This window comes from Paenibacillus arenilitoris (genome assembly GCF_014705655.1).
In the GTDB taxonomy this organism is placed as follows: Bacteria; Bacillota; Bacilli; order Paenibacillales; family Paenibacillaceae; genus Pristimantibacillus; species Pristimantibacillus arenilitoris.
The window spans coordinates 89,944-108,208 of the sequence record NZ_JACXIY010000007.1 but is presented as its reverse complement, the minus strand read 5'-3'; the positions used below and the strand labels follow the sequence as shown (position 1 = coordinate 108,208).

The window sequence follows — 18,265 nt, the reverse complement described above, 5'->3', positions numbered from 1 at the left end:
CGTGTCGGCTACAGCAGCTTGTTCAGCTCGCCGACGATCTGATCGGCCGTCAAGCCTTCGTCGCTGCCGTTGATCCACTTGCGGATCTGTCCGTCCTGATCGACTAGCGTAATGACATTCATATGCGTGAACGAGCCGTCCTTCTCCTTCACGACGCCGACGCCGAAATCCCGCGCCAGCTGGAGCGTCTCTTCTTCGTCGCCGCGCAGGAAGCGCCAGCCTTCGAAGCTCGCGTCCAGGCGCCCGGCGAAGTCGCGGATAACCTCCGGCGTATCCCGCACCGGATCGAATGTAATCGAGATGAGCTCCGCCTCGCTGCCGAGCCTGTCGTCCGCCTCGAGTAGATCCTGCACCTGCGACAGCAGGAACGTCGTCGGCGGGCATACGTCGGGACAATTGGCGAAATAAAAGTAGACGATCCTCGCCTTCCCGTTCGTCGATGCCAGAGATACCGGATTTCCGTCGATGTCCTGCATTTCGAAGGCCGGCGCGGCCTTCTCGACCGGCAGCTCCTCCTTCGGTTTGACCGCGTACGTCATAATCAAATAAATGCCCATCGCCGCGCAAAGCGCAAGCACCGCGATTTTGAAGCTGTGCTTCTTCACAAATTCCACTCTTCAGTCCACTCCCCCGAAGCTTAAGATCCGACCGTGTCCAATATCATGACGATGAAAATAACCATTAAATAATTGACCGAAATAAGAAAATTCGTTTTGGCCCATTTCTCCGTATCGTGCGCCTTCGTTCCCTTAAGCGTATGCACGAACCAGACGAGTCCGAATACGACGGAAATGATCAAGAAATAAATGCCTACGTAACCGAACGTGTAAAATAAAATGCCAGCCGGCAAAAGCAGCACCACGTAAGGTATCATCTGCAGCTTCGTCCGTTTGATGCCCTTCACGACCGGAAGCAGCGGAAATCCGGCCTCGCGGTACTCCTCGACCCTGCGGATCGCGAGCGACCAGAAGTGCGCGGGCTGCCACAGGAACAGGATCGCGAACAGGATCCACGCCCCCGCGTCGACCTCCTGCGTCACGGCGCAGTACCCGATAACCGGCGGCATGGCGCCGGAGATGCCGCCGACCGAGGTGCTCCAGGTCGACGTTCTCTTCAGCCACATCGTGTAAATGACGATGTATACGAACCACCCGAGCAGACCGAGCAAGCCCGTGATCGGATCGACGACGAGGAACAGGATGGCAAGTCCCGCGACGCCCAGCGCGATGCCGTACGCGAGAACCGTTCCCGGCTTCATCCGGCCCATCGGAAGCGTGCGGTCCTTCGTCCTCTCCATCTTCAGGTCGAGCTCCCGGTCCCAATAGTTGTTAATGACGGTAGCCGATGCGATCGTCAGCGTCGAGCCGACGACCGTCCACAGCAGCAGCAGGAAGTCGACGTCCCATTTGGAAGCAACCAGGAAACCGGCGATGGCGGCGAATACGTTAAGGCGGAGCAGCCGGGGTTTGGTTAATGCGATTAAGTCTTTCAGCACGAAGAAAGCCTCCCGAGTTATGCGACAAGACGCTTGCCCGCGTCTATCTTTCATTGATGAATCGTTCTTAATGATACCGAAAAAAGGTATTGATGACAATGTTCGCGGATTTTGTTCATCATTTCGCCACGTAAATTGTGACAATTCTTTTGTAACCAATTCGCCCAGAGGTCAATACACTATCTATGTAGTTTGGTGCCCAGCCCTGAAGCATCGAACCGCCTTAATGAAATGCGAAGGGAAGTGAACCGTCAAGTCTATGGCCGTCATTAAAACAAACTCCGAGCACACCAGTATGCTTGCCCGCCTCATGCGGGCGGAAGCGGAGGGCGAGGGCGAGCTCGGCATGCTCATGGTCGGCAACGTCGGCGTCAACCGCGTGCGCGGCAACTGCCTCGATTTCAAGAACATCAGGTCGATCCCGCAGATGGTATACCAACGTCCTGGCGGCTTTGAAGCGACGCAGAAAGGCTACTTCTATCAAAGAGCGCGCGAGAGCGAAATCCGGCTGGCGCAGCGCGTCATTAACGGGGAGCGCCAACACCCGGCTTCCAATGCGTTATGGTTTTTCCGCCCGGCAGGCGGCTGTCCGGCAACCTGGTACGACCAGGCGAACAGCGGGCGATTCAAGAAGCACTGCTTCTTCGTCCCTTCGTCGGCGGATTGCCCGTCGGTTTATTAAAATATTTCTAAAGCGTGAAAGCGAGGAGCAACAACATGTCTAACGGTTACGGCTACAAAACGCAAGTCAGCCCGGCGGGTACGTCGCCTTACCATGGTTACGGCGGCTACGGCCATTCCCATCTCCCGAGCGTCATGCCGGCATCGACGTTTCCGTCCTCTCCGAATTTGCCGGTCATGGGCGCCCAGTCGGCGAATCCGAACTTCCCGGTGATGGGCGCGCAAGCGGCCAATCCGAATTTCCCGGTCATGGGCGCGCAGGCCGCATCGCCGAACATGCCGGTCATGGGCGCTCAGGCGCAAGCCATGCCGATGCCGGCAGGCGTGCCCAGCGGATCGTTCGTAACGCCTAGCGGCGGAAACATCGTAACGGTGCCGGGCGTCGAGGAATCGTACGTCGAGAACATTTTGCGCCTCAACCGCGGCAAGATGGCAACCTTCTACATGACGTACGAGAACAACCGCGAATGGAACGCCAAAATTTTCAAAGGAATTATCGAAGCAGCCGGTCGCGATCATATTATTATTAGCGATCCGACGACGGGTATGCGCTACTTACTGTTGACGCTTAACCTTGACTATGTGACGTTCGACGAGCCGATCGCGTACGAATATCCGTTCCAGGGCGGGGTCGTGACGTCCACGACGCCGATGAATTCGAGAACGCCTGAATTCGCCGAAGTTAATTATTAACGGATTCCGTCCCCCGCGAATCTACGGGCTTAAACGTCCACACATGCAGCTTCGCCGCTCCTCCGGCAATAAAGTCCGAAATGCGGCGCCAAGAAGAACGCTCATCGCAGCGTTCTTTTTTGATGCGCTCGGCTTCCTCGGCCGACTTCGCGTGCCATACTTCCACGAAAAGGTTGGGCTGATCCGTTCCTTCATATAAATAAACGTTTTCTTCGACGGAAACGAGCTGCCGCGCGAACGCAAGATACGGCTCCCGATCCCCGGGATTGATCCGGTATTCGGCAAAACATATGTACATTGTGCCTGATCCTCCTTTCGCTTACTTTGATAAAGTTCCCCCGCCGCGCCGATACTACACTTATTCATCCGAAGTGGGAGGACTCGATATGGACACTGGCACACATCTTGTCATGGGCATCGGACTGGCCGGTCTCGCGATGGTCGATCCCGTCGTGGCCGCCGATCAATCGGTTCAAACCGCCGTTCTGCTCGGCACGGTCGCCGGCTCGCAAGCGCCCGATCTCGATAATTTGCTTCGCATCAAAGGGAATGCCTGCTACATCCGCAACCACCGGGGCATCTCCCATTCCTTGCCCGCCATCGTCATATGGACGGCGCTCATTACGGTCATGCTCCAGCTCTTTTACCAAGGCTCCCTGCCATGGGCGAATATCGGCGGCTGGGTGCTGCTCGCGGTCTGCGTCCATGTCTTCACCGATTTGTTCAATACGTACGGAACGCAAGCGATGCGGCCCTTCACGGAGAAATGGATATCTTGGAACATCATCCACATTTTCGACCCCGTCCTGTTCACGGTGCATGTCATAGCCATTTTACTGTGGGCCGGCGGATTCGTAAATCCCGCCTTTCTATTCCCGATCATGTACGGCTTCGTTGCCGTCTATTTCGTATGGCGGACGCTTGCGGCGCGCAGGACGGTGCAGCGGCTTCCGGACATCGATCCCGAATACGGCAAGGACGACTCGTATATCGCCATTCCGACGATCTCGCTGACCATCTGGAACATCGTCAAGCAAACGAAGGACGGCAGCTTCGTCATCGGCAACTTGCGGAACGGCGAGCTGAGCTGGCTCGACCGCGCGAGATGCTCGGAGCATCCCGCCGTCGCCAAATCGAAGAGCGATCCGGGGATTCGTTCCTTCCTTTATTTCACCAGCTTCGCCTGCGCGGATGTCCGCGAGCATCATTGGGGCTACGAGGTCAGGTGGTCCGACGTCAGGTACCGGCACCGGAAGCAGTATCCGTTCGTCGGCGTGCTGGTCATGAACAAGCAGTACGAGACGATCGGCTCTTACGTCGGCTGGCTGAGCGACGACCGGCTCTCGAAGCGGCTGCGAATGGATACGTATTGACCACGTATTTGACCCCCATCGTGGGAAGCTTTCCGCCGAACCCGGAGGGAAGCTTTCTTTTTTTTCCCGCCGATTTCGTTTATAGTACATAAAAGAAGCCCGAGGCATGCCTCGGGCTCCGACAGACGCTGTGTATGGGAAGGTATTAGCGGTGACCGCCAGACAATTGTTGTTCCGCGATTTGAACCAGTTTTTTCGTAATGTAGCCGCCAAGCGAGCCTGCATCACGAGTCGAAACGTTACCATAGTAGCCGTCTTGAGGAATTTGTACGCCGAGTTCTTGAGCAGCTTCAAGTTTCATTTGTTGAAGGGCTTGAGTCGCTTGTGGAACAACGAGTTGATTGCTTCTGCTTGATGCCATAGGTATTTCTCCTTTCGTCCTCTGCACTTTGATGTGTGTTGCAAGCTTGCAAGCTTATTATGTGCACGCGGGGAGAAACTATTCCGGCATTCCTAAAAAGATAATGCGGTTTTATAAGGAGAGATCTAGCCGTGTCCAAAACGTTGTCGTTGGTTTTTTCCGTGCTTGCGGTGCTGTTCATGAGCGCCACGGCCATATCGATCAGCCATAGCGGCTGGCTCGTGCTGCTGTTCGGCCTGCTCAGCTTCTTCACGATCGGGGCGGGCTTCATCGTGCGCGCCCGCATGCGGCGCAAGCAAGAACAAGGGCAAGAGGGACGCTAGTCCCGCGCCGCTCTTGCCCTCTTGTTATCCGCGCGGAGGCAGGAAGCCCATCTTCTCCTTCGCGCCCGCAAGGATTCGGTCCGCGATCGCGGAAGCCCGATCGGCTCCCTGCTTCAGGATTTGGTGGATTTCGCCGGATCCGCGGATCTCGTTATATCTCGCCTGCAGCGGCTCGATGACGGATACGACTTGCTCCGCCAAGTCTTTCTTGAACGGGCCGTACCCTTGCCCCTCGTAGCGGGCTTCGACTTCCTCGACCGTCAAGCCCGCGCAGTGCGCGTATATGCCGATCAAATTGCTGATTTCCGGCTTGCTTGCCGGATCGTATTTGACCTCGCGCCCGGAATCGGTCGTCGCCCGGCTGATTTTTTTGCGGATGACATCCGGCGGATCCAGCAGCGCGATGTAACTGCCCGCGTTCGGATTGCTCTTGCTCATCTTCTTGCTCGCGTCGTCGAGCGACATGACGCGCGCGCCGACTTTAGGGATATACGGCTCCGGAATCGTAAAATAATCCCCGAACCGCGTATTGTAGCGGTGCGCCAAATCGCGCGTCAGCTCCAGATGCTGCTTCTGGTCGTCGCCGACCGGCACGAGATCGGCGTTATAGAGAAGAATGTCCGCCGCCATAAGCGTAGGGTAGACGAACAAGCCCGCGCCTACCGAATCCTTCCCGGCCGACTTATCCTTGAACTGCGTCATGCGCTCCAGCTCGCCCATGTTGGCCAGCGTCGTAAACAGCCAGCCGAGCTCGGCATGCGCGCGCACGTGGGACTGGACGAACACATTCGCCTTCTCCGGGTCAATGCCCGCGGCGATGAACAAAGCCGCGACCGCCTCCGTCTGCTCCCGCAGCGACGCGGGGTCCTGCGGAACGGTAATCGCGTGCATGTCGACGACCATGAAGAAGCATTCCTCGCTATGCTGCAGCTTTACGAAATTTTGCATCGCGCCGATATAGTTGCCGAGCGTCAGCTGGCCGCTTGGCTGAATGCCGGAAAGTACCCTTTTCACTTAAACCTACCCCTTCTCCATAATGATATTCGCGTTCAAGAACGCAAAAAATCCCCCGCCGCAAGGGACGAGGGACCGTGGTGCCACCCTAATTCGCTTATGGTCCGCGCATGCAAGCCGCGCATTGGGCTTCGCGCCCGCCATAAGCCTAACGCTCCGTAACGGAGAGCGTCCGTACGAACGTATTCGGCTGTCTTAAGCCGGGGTCCGTTCATAAGCTCCGGGGCCCATTCGGCATCGACGCTTGCACCGGTTCGCAGCATCCACCGGCTCTCTGCGCGCAAGTCTTGTCGTGCTTACTTGTTCCCATCATCGCGTTTAACAACGATTATACCTCTCTCTCCGCCATTGTCAAGCCGCCGATAAAGTTGTCCTATTGTACGATCCTACGGCATAAGCTATACTAATAAGCGGTATTAATCGTAATCTTTACACAAAGAAAGGATACGCGTCATGCTAAAGCTGCTGTTTCGGTTCGGAACGCCTTCGCTCGCGGTCGGCTGCCTGATCATGCTGGGGCTCATCGTGAAAAACCGCGACTGGCCGTCCCATTTGTTCACGCCGGCGAATTTGCAGTCGTTCAAAATTTTGTTCATCAGCATTATACTCGAGGCGTTCCCTTTCATCCTGCTCGGCGTGCTGTTCTCCGCGCTGCTGCAAGTATTCGTGACGGACGAGCTCATCCGGAAATTCACGCCGAAAAATCCGGTTGCGGGCGTCTTGTTCGGCGCGCTGCTCGGCATCGCGTTCCCTCTCTGCGAATGCGGCATGATTCCCGTCGTCAGGCGTCTGATTCGGAAAGGGATGCCGGCCTATATCGGAATCGTCTATTTGCTTGCCGGACCGATCGTGAACCCGATCGTCTATACGTCGACGTTCACCGCCTTCCGGACGACGCCCGAAATGGCATATTCCCGGATGGGGCTAGCCTTCGCCGTATCGGTCGTCATCGGGCTCCTGCTCTATGCATTCATGAAGAAGAGCCCGCTGAAGGCCGCCCCGGCTTTCCATGTGCTCCCGCACCGCGGCCATGGCCACAATCACGATCACGATCACGATCACGGCTCGCTCGGCAAAGGGTTCCGCGGCAGAGTCGCTTCCGTGCTGTCCCATGCTTCGGACGAATTTTTCGATATGGGCAAATATTTAATATTCGGCGCCCTGCTTACCGCCATTATCCAAACCGTCATCGAGCGAAGCGCGCTCGAGTCGTTCGCCGATCAGCCGTTACTGGCCTATTTATTCATGATGGCGTTCGCCTTTATTTTATCGATCTGCTCGACTTCGGACGCGTTCATCGCGTCTTCGTTAAGCGGCATGTTCGACTTTGGCCCGCTGCTCGCGTTCCTCGTCTTCGGACCGATGATCGACCTGAAAAACACATTAATGCTGCTGTCCACGTTCCGGGTCAAATTCGTGCTCGCGCTCATCGCGCTTACGGCCGTGCTGACCTTCATCGGAGCTTGGCTGACGGAGGTGCTCCTATGATTCATCATCTGATAAGGGCGGCCATCTTGACCGGCTTCGCCATGTTCATTCTGTACTTGGACCGGACAGGCGAAATGTCGCTGTATATCGCGCCCCGGATGGAGCTTTACGTGAAGCTGTCCGCCCTCGGTCTGTACGCGGCGGCCGTCTATCAAATCTACGCCGCGCTGCAGAAACGGATGGGCCGTCAGACGCCCGACTGCGACTGCGGGCATGAGCCTTCGCGGTCAATTCTCAAAAATACGCTTATCTATGGGCTATTCATCTTCCCGCTGCTGCTAGGCTTCCTCGTGCCGACCGGCACGCTCGGCAGCGCGCTTGCCGCGAAGAAGGGCGTCAGCCTCACGGGTAGCGCGGCGATCGAGAGGCCCGCGCTTCCGGAGGAAACCGGCGCGAATCCCGATCCGGCCGCGCCGCCCGCCGACGCCCCGCCGCCCGAAGATTCGCTGGACTCGCTCTTCCCGTCCGACGAATATACGGAAGACCATGCGGCCTACGGTAAACAGTTGGTGCGCGAGCCGGTCATTTCCGTTCCGGAGAAGCAGTTCATCGAAACGCTCACGACGCTTGACCTGTTCCGGGAAGCATTCATCGGCAAGGAGGTCGAATTGACGGGCTTCGTCTACCGCGAGGACGATATGGGCGAGGGCCGGTTCGCGGTAAGCCGCTTCGCCATGAACTGCTGCTCGGCCGACGCGATGCCGTACGGGCTTATGATCGAATGGCCGAAAGCGATCGATTACGCGAACGACGAATGGGTTACCGTGAAGGGCAAGCTGGTTGCTTCGACTTATTTGGAGAACGAAATCATCATGTTGGAAGCGACCAAATTGGAAAGAGTCGAAGCTCCCGAGTCGCCTTATGTGTATCCCGATCTTGAATTTGGGATGTAACGCGCAGGAAACGAAGAAGATGAAGAAGGGCTGACGCGAATCGTCAGCCCTTCTTCTTCATTCCCGTTACCCGCTTATTGCGATTCCCTAAGTCCGCCCTGCCTGCCGTAATAGCGCGAATTCCAGTTCGCCATATTGTAATTCGACTCGTACAAAATACTGGCCGACCAGGAATTGGAGCTCGGACGAACCGAGAAGTCGTACAGAATTTCGCCGTGGGTCCAATCCCGTCTCAGCTTCAGCGCGTCGATTGCCATCTGCCTGAACGCTTGTACCTGCAAAGTCGACATGCCCTCGCCGGAGCTTTCGATTTTGCCGTTCTTGCTTTCGATCGGGTGATGCCGAAGTCCGAACTTCCCGACCGCGTTGTTCCGGACATGAATCAAGACGGTGCCTGCCGTCGCGTTCATCAACTCCCCTTCGAGCTGGCGGAACACAAAATCAACTTGCCGAGCGAGTGATACCGAATCCAATTCCATACTGAATTCCTCCTTTGATCACAATATATCCGCATAGGTCTCGATGATTATTATATAGGCCATTTATCTCATTTACAACATATTATTTTACAAATTTTAATATTTTTACTAAAAAATCGACTTATTATTCCATGAACATTTGTTTTTCCGCATGAAAAAATATGCTTTTCCAAACTGAAATAAAACGAATTCAGCAATCAAAAAGCATGTCTTCATTTGAATTTGTCTACAAAATCCGCTTACTCTATTACCGATAATGGTATCATTCCCTAAATATTGTTACACCGAAAAAATAATTGGTATTTTCCGAAAAGCCGCTTGCGGGCATCATTTTATGTCAAGTCGCGAATCGACAATTATAGACCATTTTCGCAGACGGTGCTATAATATGGATAATCTATGAAAAGGAGCGCTTACATAATGATGCAATGGTACTATTCGTTAACCGTGCGAAATAAGCTATTGGTCACGTCTTACCTGCATTTGCTCATCTTCTCCGTTATTATGCTGATCGTCTTGCAGGCTACCGGGGGCTCCGTGATCGCGGGCATCGTCATCGCCGCCGTCATGGCGGTCGTCACCTTCCCGCTCATCTCGTTCGTCGAGCGGTCGATCAAGCATTCGTTCGACGATTTGTCCGGAACGGCGCTGCGCATCGCCAAAGGGGACTTCACGCAGCGGATCGATACCGATTCGTCCTCTTCGCTCGGTGAGCTCGGCCATTCCTTTAACAGCATGATCGACAAGCTGAGGGACATTCTGACGGAGACGACGAACATTATCCGGCACGTGTCCGATACGAGCCATAGCATTTTTGACAAAAATCATAACATTCAAGTCGCCATGCAGCAGGTTGCCGCCTCGGCGAACGAGCTGGCGACGGGCGCGAACGAAATTTCCGAGGACGTCTCCGACATGAGCGAGTCGATCAACGAAATCGAAGCGAAAGTATCCGATTACGCAACCTCCACGAAGGAAATGAACGAGCGCTCCGAGCAGACGCTTGAACTGGTGAACAAAGGCCGTCAGACGCTCGACGTTCAAGCCGAGGGCATGCGCCGCAACGTGGAAGCGACCGCCAAAGTATCGGCGACCATCGAAGAGCTTGCCCGCAAGGCGCAAGGCATCAGCGCCATAACGACCACGATCTCGGATCTGGCCGAGCAGACGAATCTGCTGTCGCTTAACGCATCGATCGAAGCGGCCCGGGCGGGCGAACACGGCAGAGGCTTCGCCGTCGTCGCGCAGGAGGTTCGGAAGCTGGCCGAGGAATCGTCCTCCTCCACGAAGCAGGTATTCCATCTGGTCAAGAGCATCGACGAAGGCATCAAGCAGACGATCAGCAACATGAAGATCAACGAAGAGGTCGTCAAGCTGCAAACCGAGCACATCAAAGAATCCGAAGTCGTGTTCGCGGACATCGTGCAGAGCGTGCAATTCATAACGGACAAAATTTACGCCTTCTCCCAAGAAAGCGACGCCATGCTGGAGAGCGCTCGCAAAATTTCCGGCGCCATCCAGAACATTTCGGCCATCACGCAGCAATCCGCCGCGGGCACCGAGCAAGTATCGGCTTCGATGAACGAGCAGATCGCTTCCGTGCAGGCTGTCGTCGAAGAAACGGAGCGCATGCGGACGATGGCGGCGCAGCTGCTCCGGACGATCAGCGTCTTCAAAATGAAATGACAAGCGGCGTAAACGGCATACACCGTCCTTAGCGGCATAAGCGGTTTCCGCGATGCTACGTAAGCGATAGACAAAGACCTATATCCCGGCAATCGGGATATAGGTCTTTGTTGCTGCCGCATGCTACTGCGCTTGCTTCTCGGCTTGCTTGGCCGCGCGGAATTCCGCGCGCCGCCGGTCGCGCTCGCTTTCCTTCAAACGGGGACAAGTAAAGCAATAATAGCCGTCTTCCACGAGATAATACAAGCAGCAGCCGAATTTCATCCTCACTTGCTTGCCCTCTTCCGTCATCGATTCCGTCATACGGAACTTCACGTCGAGCGGGTTTTTGCTTCGTCCGAAGCGCTCGCCTTCGAGCGCCTTCGCGAGCCCGTAATTGCGCCGGGCAAGCTCCTTCACCGATTCGCTCTCTTCCGAATTCATCATCAGATCGAAGCCGTATTCGAGCGAGGTTGGCAGCTGGCTCCAGAGCATCGCGGTTTTTTGCGTGCCGACGGATGCGATCGTTTCGAATACCGGCCGAACCGTATGCTCGAAGAATCGGCTAATTTCTTCCTTCGCCCATTCCGCGTTCGCGTCCTGCTCCGCCGGTCCTTCGCGCCATTCGGAGCGGTCCATAAGGAAACCGCACCGGTAATAGGATTTGCCGTTATATACGCTTGAATAGATTTGGACCGTTAAATTGTCCAGCGATAAGTCCAGGCTCCGGTTCCACGCGGACAGCATGTAAAGCAAGCCGAGCATCGGCCCTCTGAACCAGCTCGTCATATACACTTCTCCGACGGCCTGCTCCGTCCCTTTGACCATCGGCGTATAGAGCTCGAGCAGCTTCTTCAGCTTGCCGGCGTCCAGCAGCTCCGACGCGGGGCAGCTGAATGCGATATTGTCCCGGTCGCTTACGAATATTTCATATCTGCTCTCCAGTATATCCAACATCTTATCCGACATAATAGGCCCCGATCCTCTCATTCCTCATTCCAAACGATGTTTACGCTAATTTACGACTGCCTAAATTATACATGAGTTGAAAATGATTATCAATCACAAATGAATTTGTCCGAGAATGAAAGGCGTCCTGATGGGCACACTAGCGGCACGTCCCATTTTCTACAACTGAACGTAAGGACTGAAGCCGCATGCCGATTTCCATTCGCATTATTGTTTCCTTCCTGGCGGCAACCGTCGTCCTCGCCGCTGCCGATCCGGCACGCGCCGCCTTGTCGCCGGTCTCGGCCGAAGCCGAATCCAGAGAAGCCGCCGCAAGCCGACCATCGTCGCAAGACGCCAACAAAAAGCGCGTGGACAGCATGTCCTGGGTCAAGCTCCACCGTCAATTCCCGAATGCGTTCCTTACGAACGGTCCGCGGGATGCGAGACGGATCGCCTTGACGTTCGACGACGCGCCCGATCCGCGGTTTACACCGGCCATTCTGGACATATTGGCCCAATACGACGTGTGCGCGACCTTCTTTGTCGTGGGAGCGAGAGCGGCGAAGCATCCCGCCATCGTGAAGCGAATTCATCGGGAAGGCCATACCGTCGGCAACCACTCCTATGATCATGCGGTCTTGTCGACGCTTAGCCTAACGAATTTCGGCAGGCAAATATGGCGGACGGACGCCGTAATCCGCCCAATGATCGGCTACTCGCCCCATTACATTCGTCCGCCGTACGGAGAGCTCCTTCCGCAGCAGGTCATATGGAGCAAACAAGCCGGCTTTGCCATCGTCAATTGGGATGTCGATTCGGTCGATTGGAAGAACAACCCGAGCAGCGAAAGGATTATCCGCAACATCAAAAAAACGCTTCAGCCCGGTTCGATCGTTCTTCAGCACGCGGGGGGAGGCTACGGCCAGGATTTGTCCGGCACGATCGAGGCGCTGCCGAAGCTGATCGAGCTGCTCCGGGACAAAGGCTACGAGCCGGTCACGCTGCCCGAGCTGCTCGGTCAGCCCGCATCCCGCTGAAAGCGGCAAAAAAGACCGGCTCCAGCGCTTTCCCGCGCGCTTAGGATAACCGGTCTTTCGTTCTATTTCAAAATATAAATTTTGACGTTTTGGATGCCGAACGACATGGCCTTGCTCGCGCTGTCCGGCACGTATATATCGATGCGGTTCCCTTTGATGGAGCCGCCTACGTCCGTCGCGGTCGCGATCATGCCGCCTTGCGGCAAGCCGCTGTAATCGTAGCCGGTCACGTAAAGCTTCGTGCCTAGCGGAATCATCTTCGGATCGACGGCGACCGTTCCGACCTTCAGCTTGTTGCCGAAGTAGTCCAAGCCGGCCCATCCGCCGTTCTCGCTCGCGGCAGCCGTATACGCGGTCGCCTTAACGGTGAGCGCCTTTTTGTAAGCGTGCTCCTTGCCGTTCGCAGCCATCACGGTAGGCTCCGATTTTGCGGCAACCGTTTTTGCGGCTTCTGTTTGTCCAATCGCTGTTTGGTTTGCGGCGGAAGGAATCGCGATCTTTAGCCCACCGTACACGTTAAGCGGATCGATCTTGGGATTCGCCTCAAGCAGCGCGTCCAGGGACACGCCGTACTGCCTGGAAAGCTTCCACAATGTATCGTTGTCTGTCGCGGTATGTGTTTTCGTAGCCGCCTCGATCGTGCCGGCCGCCATCATGACGGATAATCCGACCAACGCCGCGGCAAGCGTGCTTTTTTTGACCATCGGGTTAAATCCTCCTGTGCGCTTCCGAAGTTTCACAACTTCAGCCGCGTCGATTAAAATAAAAGAGGACGTTAAGGACGGCTTGCGCCCCTAACGTCCGGTCTGTCATTTAGCGCTTCATTCATTAGCCGATAAACATTTGAACCCATTCGCCGTTCACGTAGCCGACGCCGATTTTGGTGAAGTTGCCGTTCAGGATGTTCGCGCGGTGGCCGGAGCTGTTCATCCAGGCGTTCATCACTTCTTGAGGCGTTCTTTGACCGGATGCGATATTCTCGCCCGCATACGAGTAAGTGACGCCGAATTGACGCATCATATCAAATGGCGAGCCGTAAGTCGGCGAAGTGTGGCTGAAGTAATTGTTAACGTCCATGTCTCTCGCTTTCTCCGTCGCTACCTTCGTCAGAAGCGAATCGCTCTTAAGAGCGGACAAGCCCGCTTTGGCGCGCTCTTGGTTAACGAGATCGATGACTTGCGACTGGAATGCGCTTTGGTTCGACGTGCCCGTGCTTGGGTTCGTTGTACCCGTGCTTGGTTTGCTTGGCGTTGTCGTACCCGTGCTTGGCTTGCTCGGTGTCGTAGTACCCGTGTCTGGCTTGCTTGGTGTCGTAGTACCCGTGTCCGGCTTCGTTGTACCCGTGCCCGGGTTCGTTGTGCCCGCGCCCGGATTCGTGATCATGCCCGGAATCGGGCAATTGATCGTACCGCCGCCGAAATTGATCTTGCTCAGGTCGATGCCGTATTTCCCGGCGATCTGGTTAATGGCATCTTGATTCAGCGTATAATATTGTACCGTGGAGTTCGCGTTCACGGCAGGTGCCGCACTTGCCGTTGGAGCCGTAAAGCTTGCGCCTGCGCCGATCACCGTTGCTGCGATAATGCTAGCGACACCTACACGAATGGGTTGCATCTTCATGAATTCATCCTCCTGGAAAATAAGTTTTTTATTAAAACGTTCGCGCCGTTCGGTTCTGAAAAAGAGCGTCGCATTCGTTTTATTTGTTGCGTCAACCTCTCAACGCCACTTATCTTATCATGGGGATATCGTCGTTTCATGACACAAAAAATGCCAATTCATCGAGAATTGGCCGTAAAACGGCATGGCCGCTGCATTGTGAGAATTTGCTCATCATGCAGCGGCCATGACGTTCGTCAGTCTAATCCGAGCCGTAAATTGCCCGAATCCGTTTCGACATCGATCTTCGTCTCTCCGGAGCCTATCGTGCCTTCAAGCGAATATTCGTTGTCGACACTCGCCCGGAGCGACTCCCACTCGACCTTTCGGTTGCCCGATTCCGTCCGTAATCGTATCGCCGCCGATCGGGGCTCTTTCTCCAAGTCGATTCTTACGGTGCCGCTATCCGACTTGAGGCCGACATCCTGCAGCAGTTCATCGGCCGTCAGCCGTATATTGCCGCTGTCCGTCCTCCCTTGGACAGCGCCTTGTCCGTTCTCCAGCGTAATATTGCCGCTTTCGGACGTCGCTTTTATTTGATCGGCCGTGTAGTTTTCCATCTCCAGGCCACCGCTGCCGGTTTGCAGCGTCACGTTTTTAGCCGTTAACCCGTCGACTTCGATATTGCCGCTGCCCGACTTCAAGGACATATCGTCCGCCTGCATGTTTTCCAGCTCCAAATTCCCGCTGCCCGATTCCGCCGAAGCCGAAGCGGCGCGAACGTTCTCCAGATCGATATTGCCGCTGTTCGAGTTTACTTCCAGCGATTGCCATAGCCTGTCGGGAATTTCCACGATCAAGTCGACGTTGACGAAGTTAAATCCGACGAAAAACATATCTTTGTACGTACCTTCGATTAACAGTCCGTTGTCATCTTGCTCCGCTATTAGCTCGAAGCGGTCCAAATATTTCTCGCTTGCCCTTCCGTCCAACCGGATTTGCACCGCGTCCGACTTGCCCCGGACGACTTCCACGTCGATGCTCGACGTCCGTACGTTAATCGTGTCGATTCCGGCCGCCTCAACCGTACGTTCCTCAAGATAGGGCCGGGTTCCGAAATTTCGAATGTCGTTCCAATCGAAGGAGACCATGGCGCCGATAACGCCAACCCCGAGCATAATTAGCGCGATGGCCGCTAGTTTCTTCATTGCGATTTCCCCCTGACGATACGCGTGTTAAACTTCAAATATTTCAAGGTCGCCGTAAAAAATAACTTCGTCAACACGCGCAGCCCGAGCACGGACAAAATGGACAAAGAGCAGCAAATAAGTCCGAGCGATAAAGCTTGCATATACGAGAACGTGCCGATCCAGACGCTTTCGATCACCGTTGCGATCCCGGCGATCGCGAGCGCGCCGGCCGAAACCCAGAGCGCCAGCAACACCGCCGCAAGTCCCAAATACGGGCCGATGACGAAAATGACGTTGAACAAGCCCATGCCGACGGTAGCGAATACGGCGCGCGACAGCCCCCCGAAATCGTTTCTCGTCTCGGCTTGCCCGACGCGGTAGCTTAGCAATAATTCCGCTGCGACCGTCCGGGGATCGCCAAGCTCAAGCGCTGCCTCGGCCTCGCTCTGCCCGTTCTGAGCCGCTAGCTGAAAGTGCATGTCGTAATCGTACAGCCATTCCTTTCGGATCGGCTCCGGCACGTTCTTCAGCAAATGCGTAAGCTCGCTCATATACTGATATTTTGTCATCATGGCTTTAATCCTTCCTCTATGATTTCGTTGACGGCTCTCGTGAAATCGGTCCATTGCGCGAGAAGCGCCCGCATATGTCGCCAGCCTTCCGGCGTCAGCTGATAATATTTTCGAGGCGGCCCTTCGGGCGATTCCTTCAAATAAGTGGAGAAATACCCCTCTTGCGTAAGCCTGTTCAGCAAAGGATACACGCTGCCGACCGCGACCTCGAACTTCTCCGATATTTTGACCGCCAGCTCGTAGCCGTACCGGTCTCCGCTCGTGGCCAGCACGAGCACGCATATTTCCAGCACGCCCTTCTTAAATTGGATGTTCATTCGGCGCCTCCCCGTTCGTTCCGTTCCTTCCCCATTCCATCGCCCGCCACTATTCGACAATGTTGAATACCGAATTGCAGCATAGCGCTCTGTGGAGTAATTTACCATACGCTATTCTACAATGCAAGATACTGAGTAAAAAATAATACCTCCGACCGTTCGGCCTCAGCCTGCGGTCGGAGGTATTTGGTAAAAATTAGTTGACGTTTACGAATTTGCCGCTCTCTTGCGATTCGAAGGCGCAGAGGATGACTTTCAAGGAAGCTCGTCCGTCTTCGCCGCTAACGGCAGGCGTCGTGTTCGTCAGGATGCTTTCGAGGAACGCGTTGATAACGCCGCTCGTTTCCTGCTTCTCGTTCGTCGAGATCGCGCCGACTTTGTACTTCTCGACCGTGCCGTTGCGAAGCTCAACGATCACTTGGTCGTCCGGATGCGTGCCGATTTTCATGACGCCCTTCTCGCACCACAAAATCGTGCTGTTGTCCTCGCCTTTGTAATACGTCCAGCTCGCAACGAGCGTGCCGATCGCGCCGCTTCTCATGCGAAGCAGGCAGGAAGCGTTGTCGTCCACGTCGGTTTCCTTGTCCAGCGTGCCGACGAAGCCGGCTACTTCGGCTACTTCGTCGTCGAGCATCCAGCGGATAAGGTCGGATTTGTGCACGCCAAGGTCGCCCATCGCGCCCATGATCGCTTCCTTCTTGCGGAAGAACCAGCTGCCTGCGCCGTCCACGCTCCAGCCGTCCGGACCGGGATGGCCGAACGAAGTGCGGAACGTCAGCACGCGGCCGAGCACGCCCGTCTTCAAAATTTGCTTCGCCTTCACATGCGGAGGCATGAAGCGTTGATTATGGCCAACCATCAAATGAACGCCGTTCTTCTTGGCCGCTTCGATCATCGCTTCGGCCTCGGCGTCGGTCACCGCCATCGGCTTCTCGACCAGCACGTGAGCGCCGGCATTGGCAGCGGCGATCGACATCGGCGCATGAAGCGCGTTAGGCGTGCATACGCTGACCGCGTCGGGCTTTACTTCCGCCAGCATCGTCTCGAAATCGGAGTAAGCTTCTCCGCCGTGCAAATTCGCGAAGTGCTCGGCGCGCTCGATAACGGGATCGACGAACGCGACAAGCTCTACGTTCTCGTGAGCGGCATATTCCGGGATATGACGGTATTTGGAGATGGATCCGCAGCCAATGACTGCAACGCGTACTTTAGACATCATGTAGAGTTCCCCTGCCTTTTCGTTATTGAATGATTAAATGATTGAATTATTGGTTCAAAAAGTTCTTTTTCATCCATTCCATGCTCTCGGCGACGGCTTCGAGCGGCGGATTCGCGCATACGTCCTGCTCGACGATCAGCCATTCGACGGACGCCTTGGAAGCCGCGTCGATAATCGGAAGCAGCGGCAGGTCGCCGCGGCCAAGCTCGACCGTATCGATTTGCTTGCCCTTCTCGCCCGCGCGGAAGTCCTTCAAGTGAAGAAGCGGCAGACGGCCGGCGTATTTGGCAATATAAGCGAGCGGATCTACGCCGGAATACTGCACCCAGCCGATATCCATCTCGACTTGCAAATATTGAGGATCAATGCGCTCGTACAACGCGTCGAACACAATCTTCCCGTCGATCTCGACTTCGAATTCGAAATCGTGGTTGTGGTACGCGAACGTAATGCCTTCTTCGCGGAAACGCTTACCGTACTCCTCGAATTTCACCATGTGGCCGCGCCATGCTTCCGCGTCGCGCGCGTCGACCGGCAGCCAAGGGCAGATCGCGTATTTCGCTCCGATCGTCTTCAAGTAAGCGATTTCTTCTTCCAGCCGCGTCTCCAGCAATTGAAGGCCGATGTGGCTTCCGATCGCTTTCAGGTTAAGCTCCTGAAGCAAATCACGCATGTCTTCGGCTTTGATGTCGCCGTAGCCGGCAAACTCGACGCCTTCGTATCCCATTGCCGCAACCTTGCGAAGCGTGCCTTCGAAGTCTGCCGCGGTGGCGTCCCGAAGCGTGTACAATTGCAAACCAACTGCCATTCGTGTCATGTGCGCCGCACTCCTTTATATTTGATTGTGTGGTGTATTTGATTTTGCTTTCCGCCTTCCATTATATCGACAGCGGCAAATGAAAAACAGTTGTCTTA

General features: G+C 55.4%; 22 protein-coding genes and 1 other annotated feature. Of the genes, 8 read left to right on the top strand and 14 right to left on the bottom strand.

The features are described 5' to 3' along the window. Positions 1-8: 8 nt before the first annotated feature. The gene (locus tag IDH41_RS05795) at positions 9-614 is read right to left on the bottom strand and encodes an SCO family protein (RefSeq protein WP_190859120.1); all 606 of its coding nucleotides are present in this window, start codon (positions 612-614) and stop codon (positions 9-11) included. A 23-nt stretch (positions 615-637) separates the two neighbouring features. Continuing rightward, the gene (cyoE, locus tag IDH41_RS05790; RefSeq protein ID WP_190859118.1) at positions 638-1,549 is read right to left on the bottom strand and encodes a heme o synthase; all 912 of its coding nucleotides are present in this window, start codon (positions 1,547-1,549) and stop codon (positions 638-640) included. 205 nt (positions 1,550-1,754) lie between these two features. On the opposite strand from cyoE, the gene IDH41_RS05785 reads away from it, so the two are divergent. Continuing rightward, positions 1,755-2,177 (top strand): cell wall hydrolase, encoded by a 423-nt coding sequence (locus IDH41_RS05785; protein ID WP_190859117.1) that lies wholly within the window; start codon positions 1,755-1,757, stop codon positions 2,175-2,177. A 35-nt stretch (positions 2,178-2,212) separates the two neighbouring features. Further along, a complete protein-coding gene (gene gerQ / locus IDH41_RS05780) occupies positions 2,213-2,869 on the top strand; it encodes a spore coat protein GerQ (protein ID WP_223829471.1) in 657 nt (218 codons plus the stop codon). On the opposite strand, the gene IDH41_RS05775 is transcribed toward gerQ, so the two are convergent. After that, on the bottom strand, positions 2,859-3,167 hold the full coding sequence (locus tag IDH41_RS05775; protein WP_190859116.1) for a hypothetical protein: 309 nt from the start codon (positions 3,165-3,167) through the stop codon (positions 2,859-2,861). The two genes, gerQ and IDH41_RS05775, sit on opposite strands and share 11 nt — an antisense overlap. Before the next feature lie 88 nt (positions 3,168-3,255). On the opposite strand from IDH41_RS05775, the gene IDH41_RS05770 reads away from it, so the two are divergent. After that, positions 3,256-4,242, top strand: coding sequence for a metal-dependent hydrolase (locus tag IDH41_RS05770; RefSeq protein ID WP_190859115.1), 987 nt, complete (start codon positions 3,256-3,258; stop codon positions 4,240-4,242). A 145-nt stretch (positions 4,243-4,387) separates the two neighbouring features. Here the strand turns inward: IDH41_RS05770 and IDH41_RS05765 are convergent, their stop codons facing one another. Further along, on the bottom strand, positions 4,388-4,603 hold the full coding sequence (locus tag IDH41_RS05765; protein WP_190859114.1) for an alpha/beta-type small acid-soluble spore protein: 216 nt from the start codon (positions 4,601-4,603) through the stop codon (positions 4,388-4,390). Positions 4,604-4,734: 131 nt separating this feature from the next. On the opposite strand from IDH41_RS05765, the gene IDH41_RS05760 reads away from it, so the two are divergent. Further along, positions 4,735-4,926, top strand: a complete 192-nt coding sequence (locus IDH41_RS05760) for a DUF5325 family protein (RefSeq protein WP_190859113.1) — start codon at positions 4,735-4,737, stop codon at positions 4,924-4,926. A gap of 24 nt (positions 4,927-4,950) precedes the next feature. Here IDH41_RS05760 and trpS read toward each other — a convergent pair whose 3' ends face one another. Continuing rightward, positions 4,951-5,940 carry a tryptophan--tRNA ligase gene (gene trpS / locus IDH41_RS05755; protein ID WP_190859112.1) on the bottom strand — a complete coding sequence of 330 codons (990 nt, stop codon included), beginning with the start codon at positions 5,938-5,940 and terminating at the stop codon, positions 4,951-4,953. Positions 5,941-6,000: 60 nt separating this feature from the next. Then, positions 6,001-6,262: a binding site (T-box leader), on the bottom strand. 131 nt (positions 6,263-6,393) lie between these two features. On the opposite strand from trpS, the gene IDH41_RS05750 reads away from it, so the two are divergent. Both IDH41_RS05750 and IDH41_RS05745 read left to right on the top strand, forming a co-directional pair. Continuing rightward, positions 6,394-7,428 carry a permease gene (locus tag IDH41_RS05750; protein WP_190859111.1) on the top strand — a complete coding sequence of 345 codons (1,035 nt, stop codon included), beginning with the start codon at positions 6,394-6,396 and terminating at the stop codon, positions 7,426-7,428. Continuing rightward, positions 7,425-8,321 (top strand): TIGR03943 family putative permease subunit, encoded by an 897-nt coding sequence (locus IDH41_RS05745; RefSeq protein ID WP_190859109.1) that lies wholly within the window; start codon positions 7,425-7,427, stop codon positions 8,319-8,321. The genes IDH41_RS05750 and IDH41_RS05745 overlap by 4 nt, the downstream gene beginning before the upstream one ends. Positions 8,322-8,395: 74 nt before the next feature. Here the strand turns inward: IDH41_RS05745 and IDH41_RS05740 are convergent, their stop codons facing one another. Continuing rightward, positions 8,396-8,800: an O-methyltransferase gene (locus tag IDH41_RS05740; protein WP_190859108.1), complete on the bottom strand. Its 405-nt coding sequence runs from the start codon at positions 8,798-8,800 to the stop codon at positions 8,396-8,398. A 423-nt stretch (positions 8,801-9,223) separates the two neighbouring features. On the opposite strand from IDH41_RS05740, the gene IDH41_RS05735 reads away from it, so the two are divergent. Continuing rightward, positions 9,224-10,486: a methyl-accepting chemotaxis protein gene (locus tag IDH41_RS05735; RefSeq protein WP_190859232.1), complete on the top strand. Its 1,263-nt coding sequence runs from the start codon at positions 9,224-9,226 to the stop codon at positions 10,484-10,486. A 123-nt stretch (positions 10,487-10,609) separates the two neighbouring features. Here IDH41_RS05735 and IDH41_RS05730 read toward each other — a convergent pair whose 3' ends face one another. Beyond that, positions 10,610-11,434: a hypothetical protein gene (locus IDH41_RS05730; RefSeq protein ID WP_190859106.1), complete on the bottom strand. Its 825-nt coding sequence runs from the start codon at positions 11,432-11,434 to the stop codon at positions 10,610-10,612. Positions 11,435-11,622: 188 nt separating this feature from the next. Between IDH41_RS05730 and IDH41_RS05725 the strand changes: the two genes are divergently transcribed. Further along, positions 11,623-12,453 carry a polysaccharide deacetylase family protein gene (locus IDH41_RS05725; RefSeq protein ID WP_190859105.1) on the top strand — a complete coding sequence of 277 codons (831 nt, stop codon included), beginning with the start codon at positions 11,623-11,625 and terminating at the stop codon, positions 12,451-12,453. Between the two features lie 62 nt (positions 12,454-12,515). On the opposite strand, the gene IDH41_RS05720 is transcribed toward IDH41_RS05725, so the two are convergent. From IDH41_RS05720 to IDH41_RS05690, 7 genes are all read right to left on the bottom strand, one after another. Then, the gene (locus tag IDH41_RS05720) at positions 12,516-13,157 is read right to left on the bottom strand and encodes a 3D domain-containing protein (protein WP_190859104.1); all 642 of its coding nucleotides are present in this window, start codon (positions 13,155-13,157) and stop codon (positions 12,516-12,518) included. A 124-nt stretch (positions 13,158-13,281) separates the two neighbouring features. After that, on the bottom strand, positions 13,282-14,073 hold the full coding sequence (locus tag IDH41_RS05715) for a CAP domain-containing protein (RefSeq protein WP_190859102.1): 792 nt from the start codon (positions 14,071-14,073) through the stop codon (positions 13,282-13,284). A gap of 236 nt (positions 14,074-14,309) precedes the next feature. Further along, positions 14,310-15,260: a DUF4097 family beta strand repeat-containing protein gene (locus IDH41_RS05710; RefSeq protein WP_190859101.1), complete on the bottom strand. Its 951-nt coding sequence runs from the start codon at positions 15,258-15,260 to the stop codon at positions 14,310-14,312. Next, positions 15,257-15,814 (bottom strand): HAAS signaling domain-containing protein, encoded by a 558-nt coding sequence (locus IDH41_RS05705; protein ID WP_190859099.1) that lies wholly within the window; start codon positions 15,812-15,814, stop codon positions 15,257-15,259. Before IDH41_RS05705 ends, IDH41_RS05710 begins: the two co-directional genes overlap by 4 nt. Further along, positions 15,811-16,131: a PadR family transcriptional regulator gene (locus IDH41_RS05700; RefSeq protein WP_190859098.1), complete on the bottom strand. Its 321-nt coding sequence runs from the start codon at positions 16,129-16,131 to the stop codon at positions 15,811-15,813. Before IDH41_RS05700 ends, IDH41_RS05705 begins: the two co-directional genes overlap by 4 nt. A 196-nt stretch (positions 16,132-16,327) precedes the next feature. Further along, on the bottom strand, positions 16,328-17,347 hold the full coding sequence (locus tag IDH41_RS05695; RefSeq protein ID WP_190859096.1) for a Gfo/Idh/MocA family protein: 1,020 nt from the start codon (positions 17,345-17,347) through the stop codon (positions 16,328-16,330). Positions 17,348-17,396: 49 nt separating this feature from the next. Further along, a complete protein-coding gene (locus IDH41_RS05690; protein WP_190859094.1) occupies positions 17,397-18,167 on the bottom strand; it encodes a sugar phosphate isomerase/epimerase family protein in 771 nt (256 codons plus the stop codon). Positions 18,168-18,265: the final 98 nt, after the last annotated feature.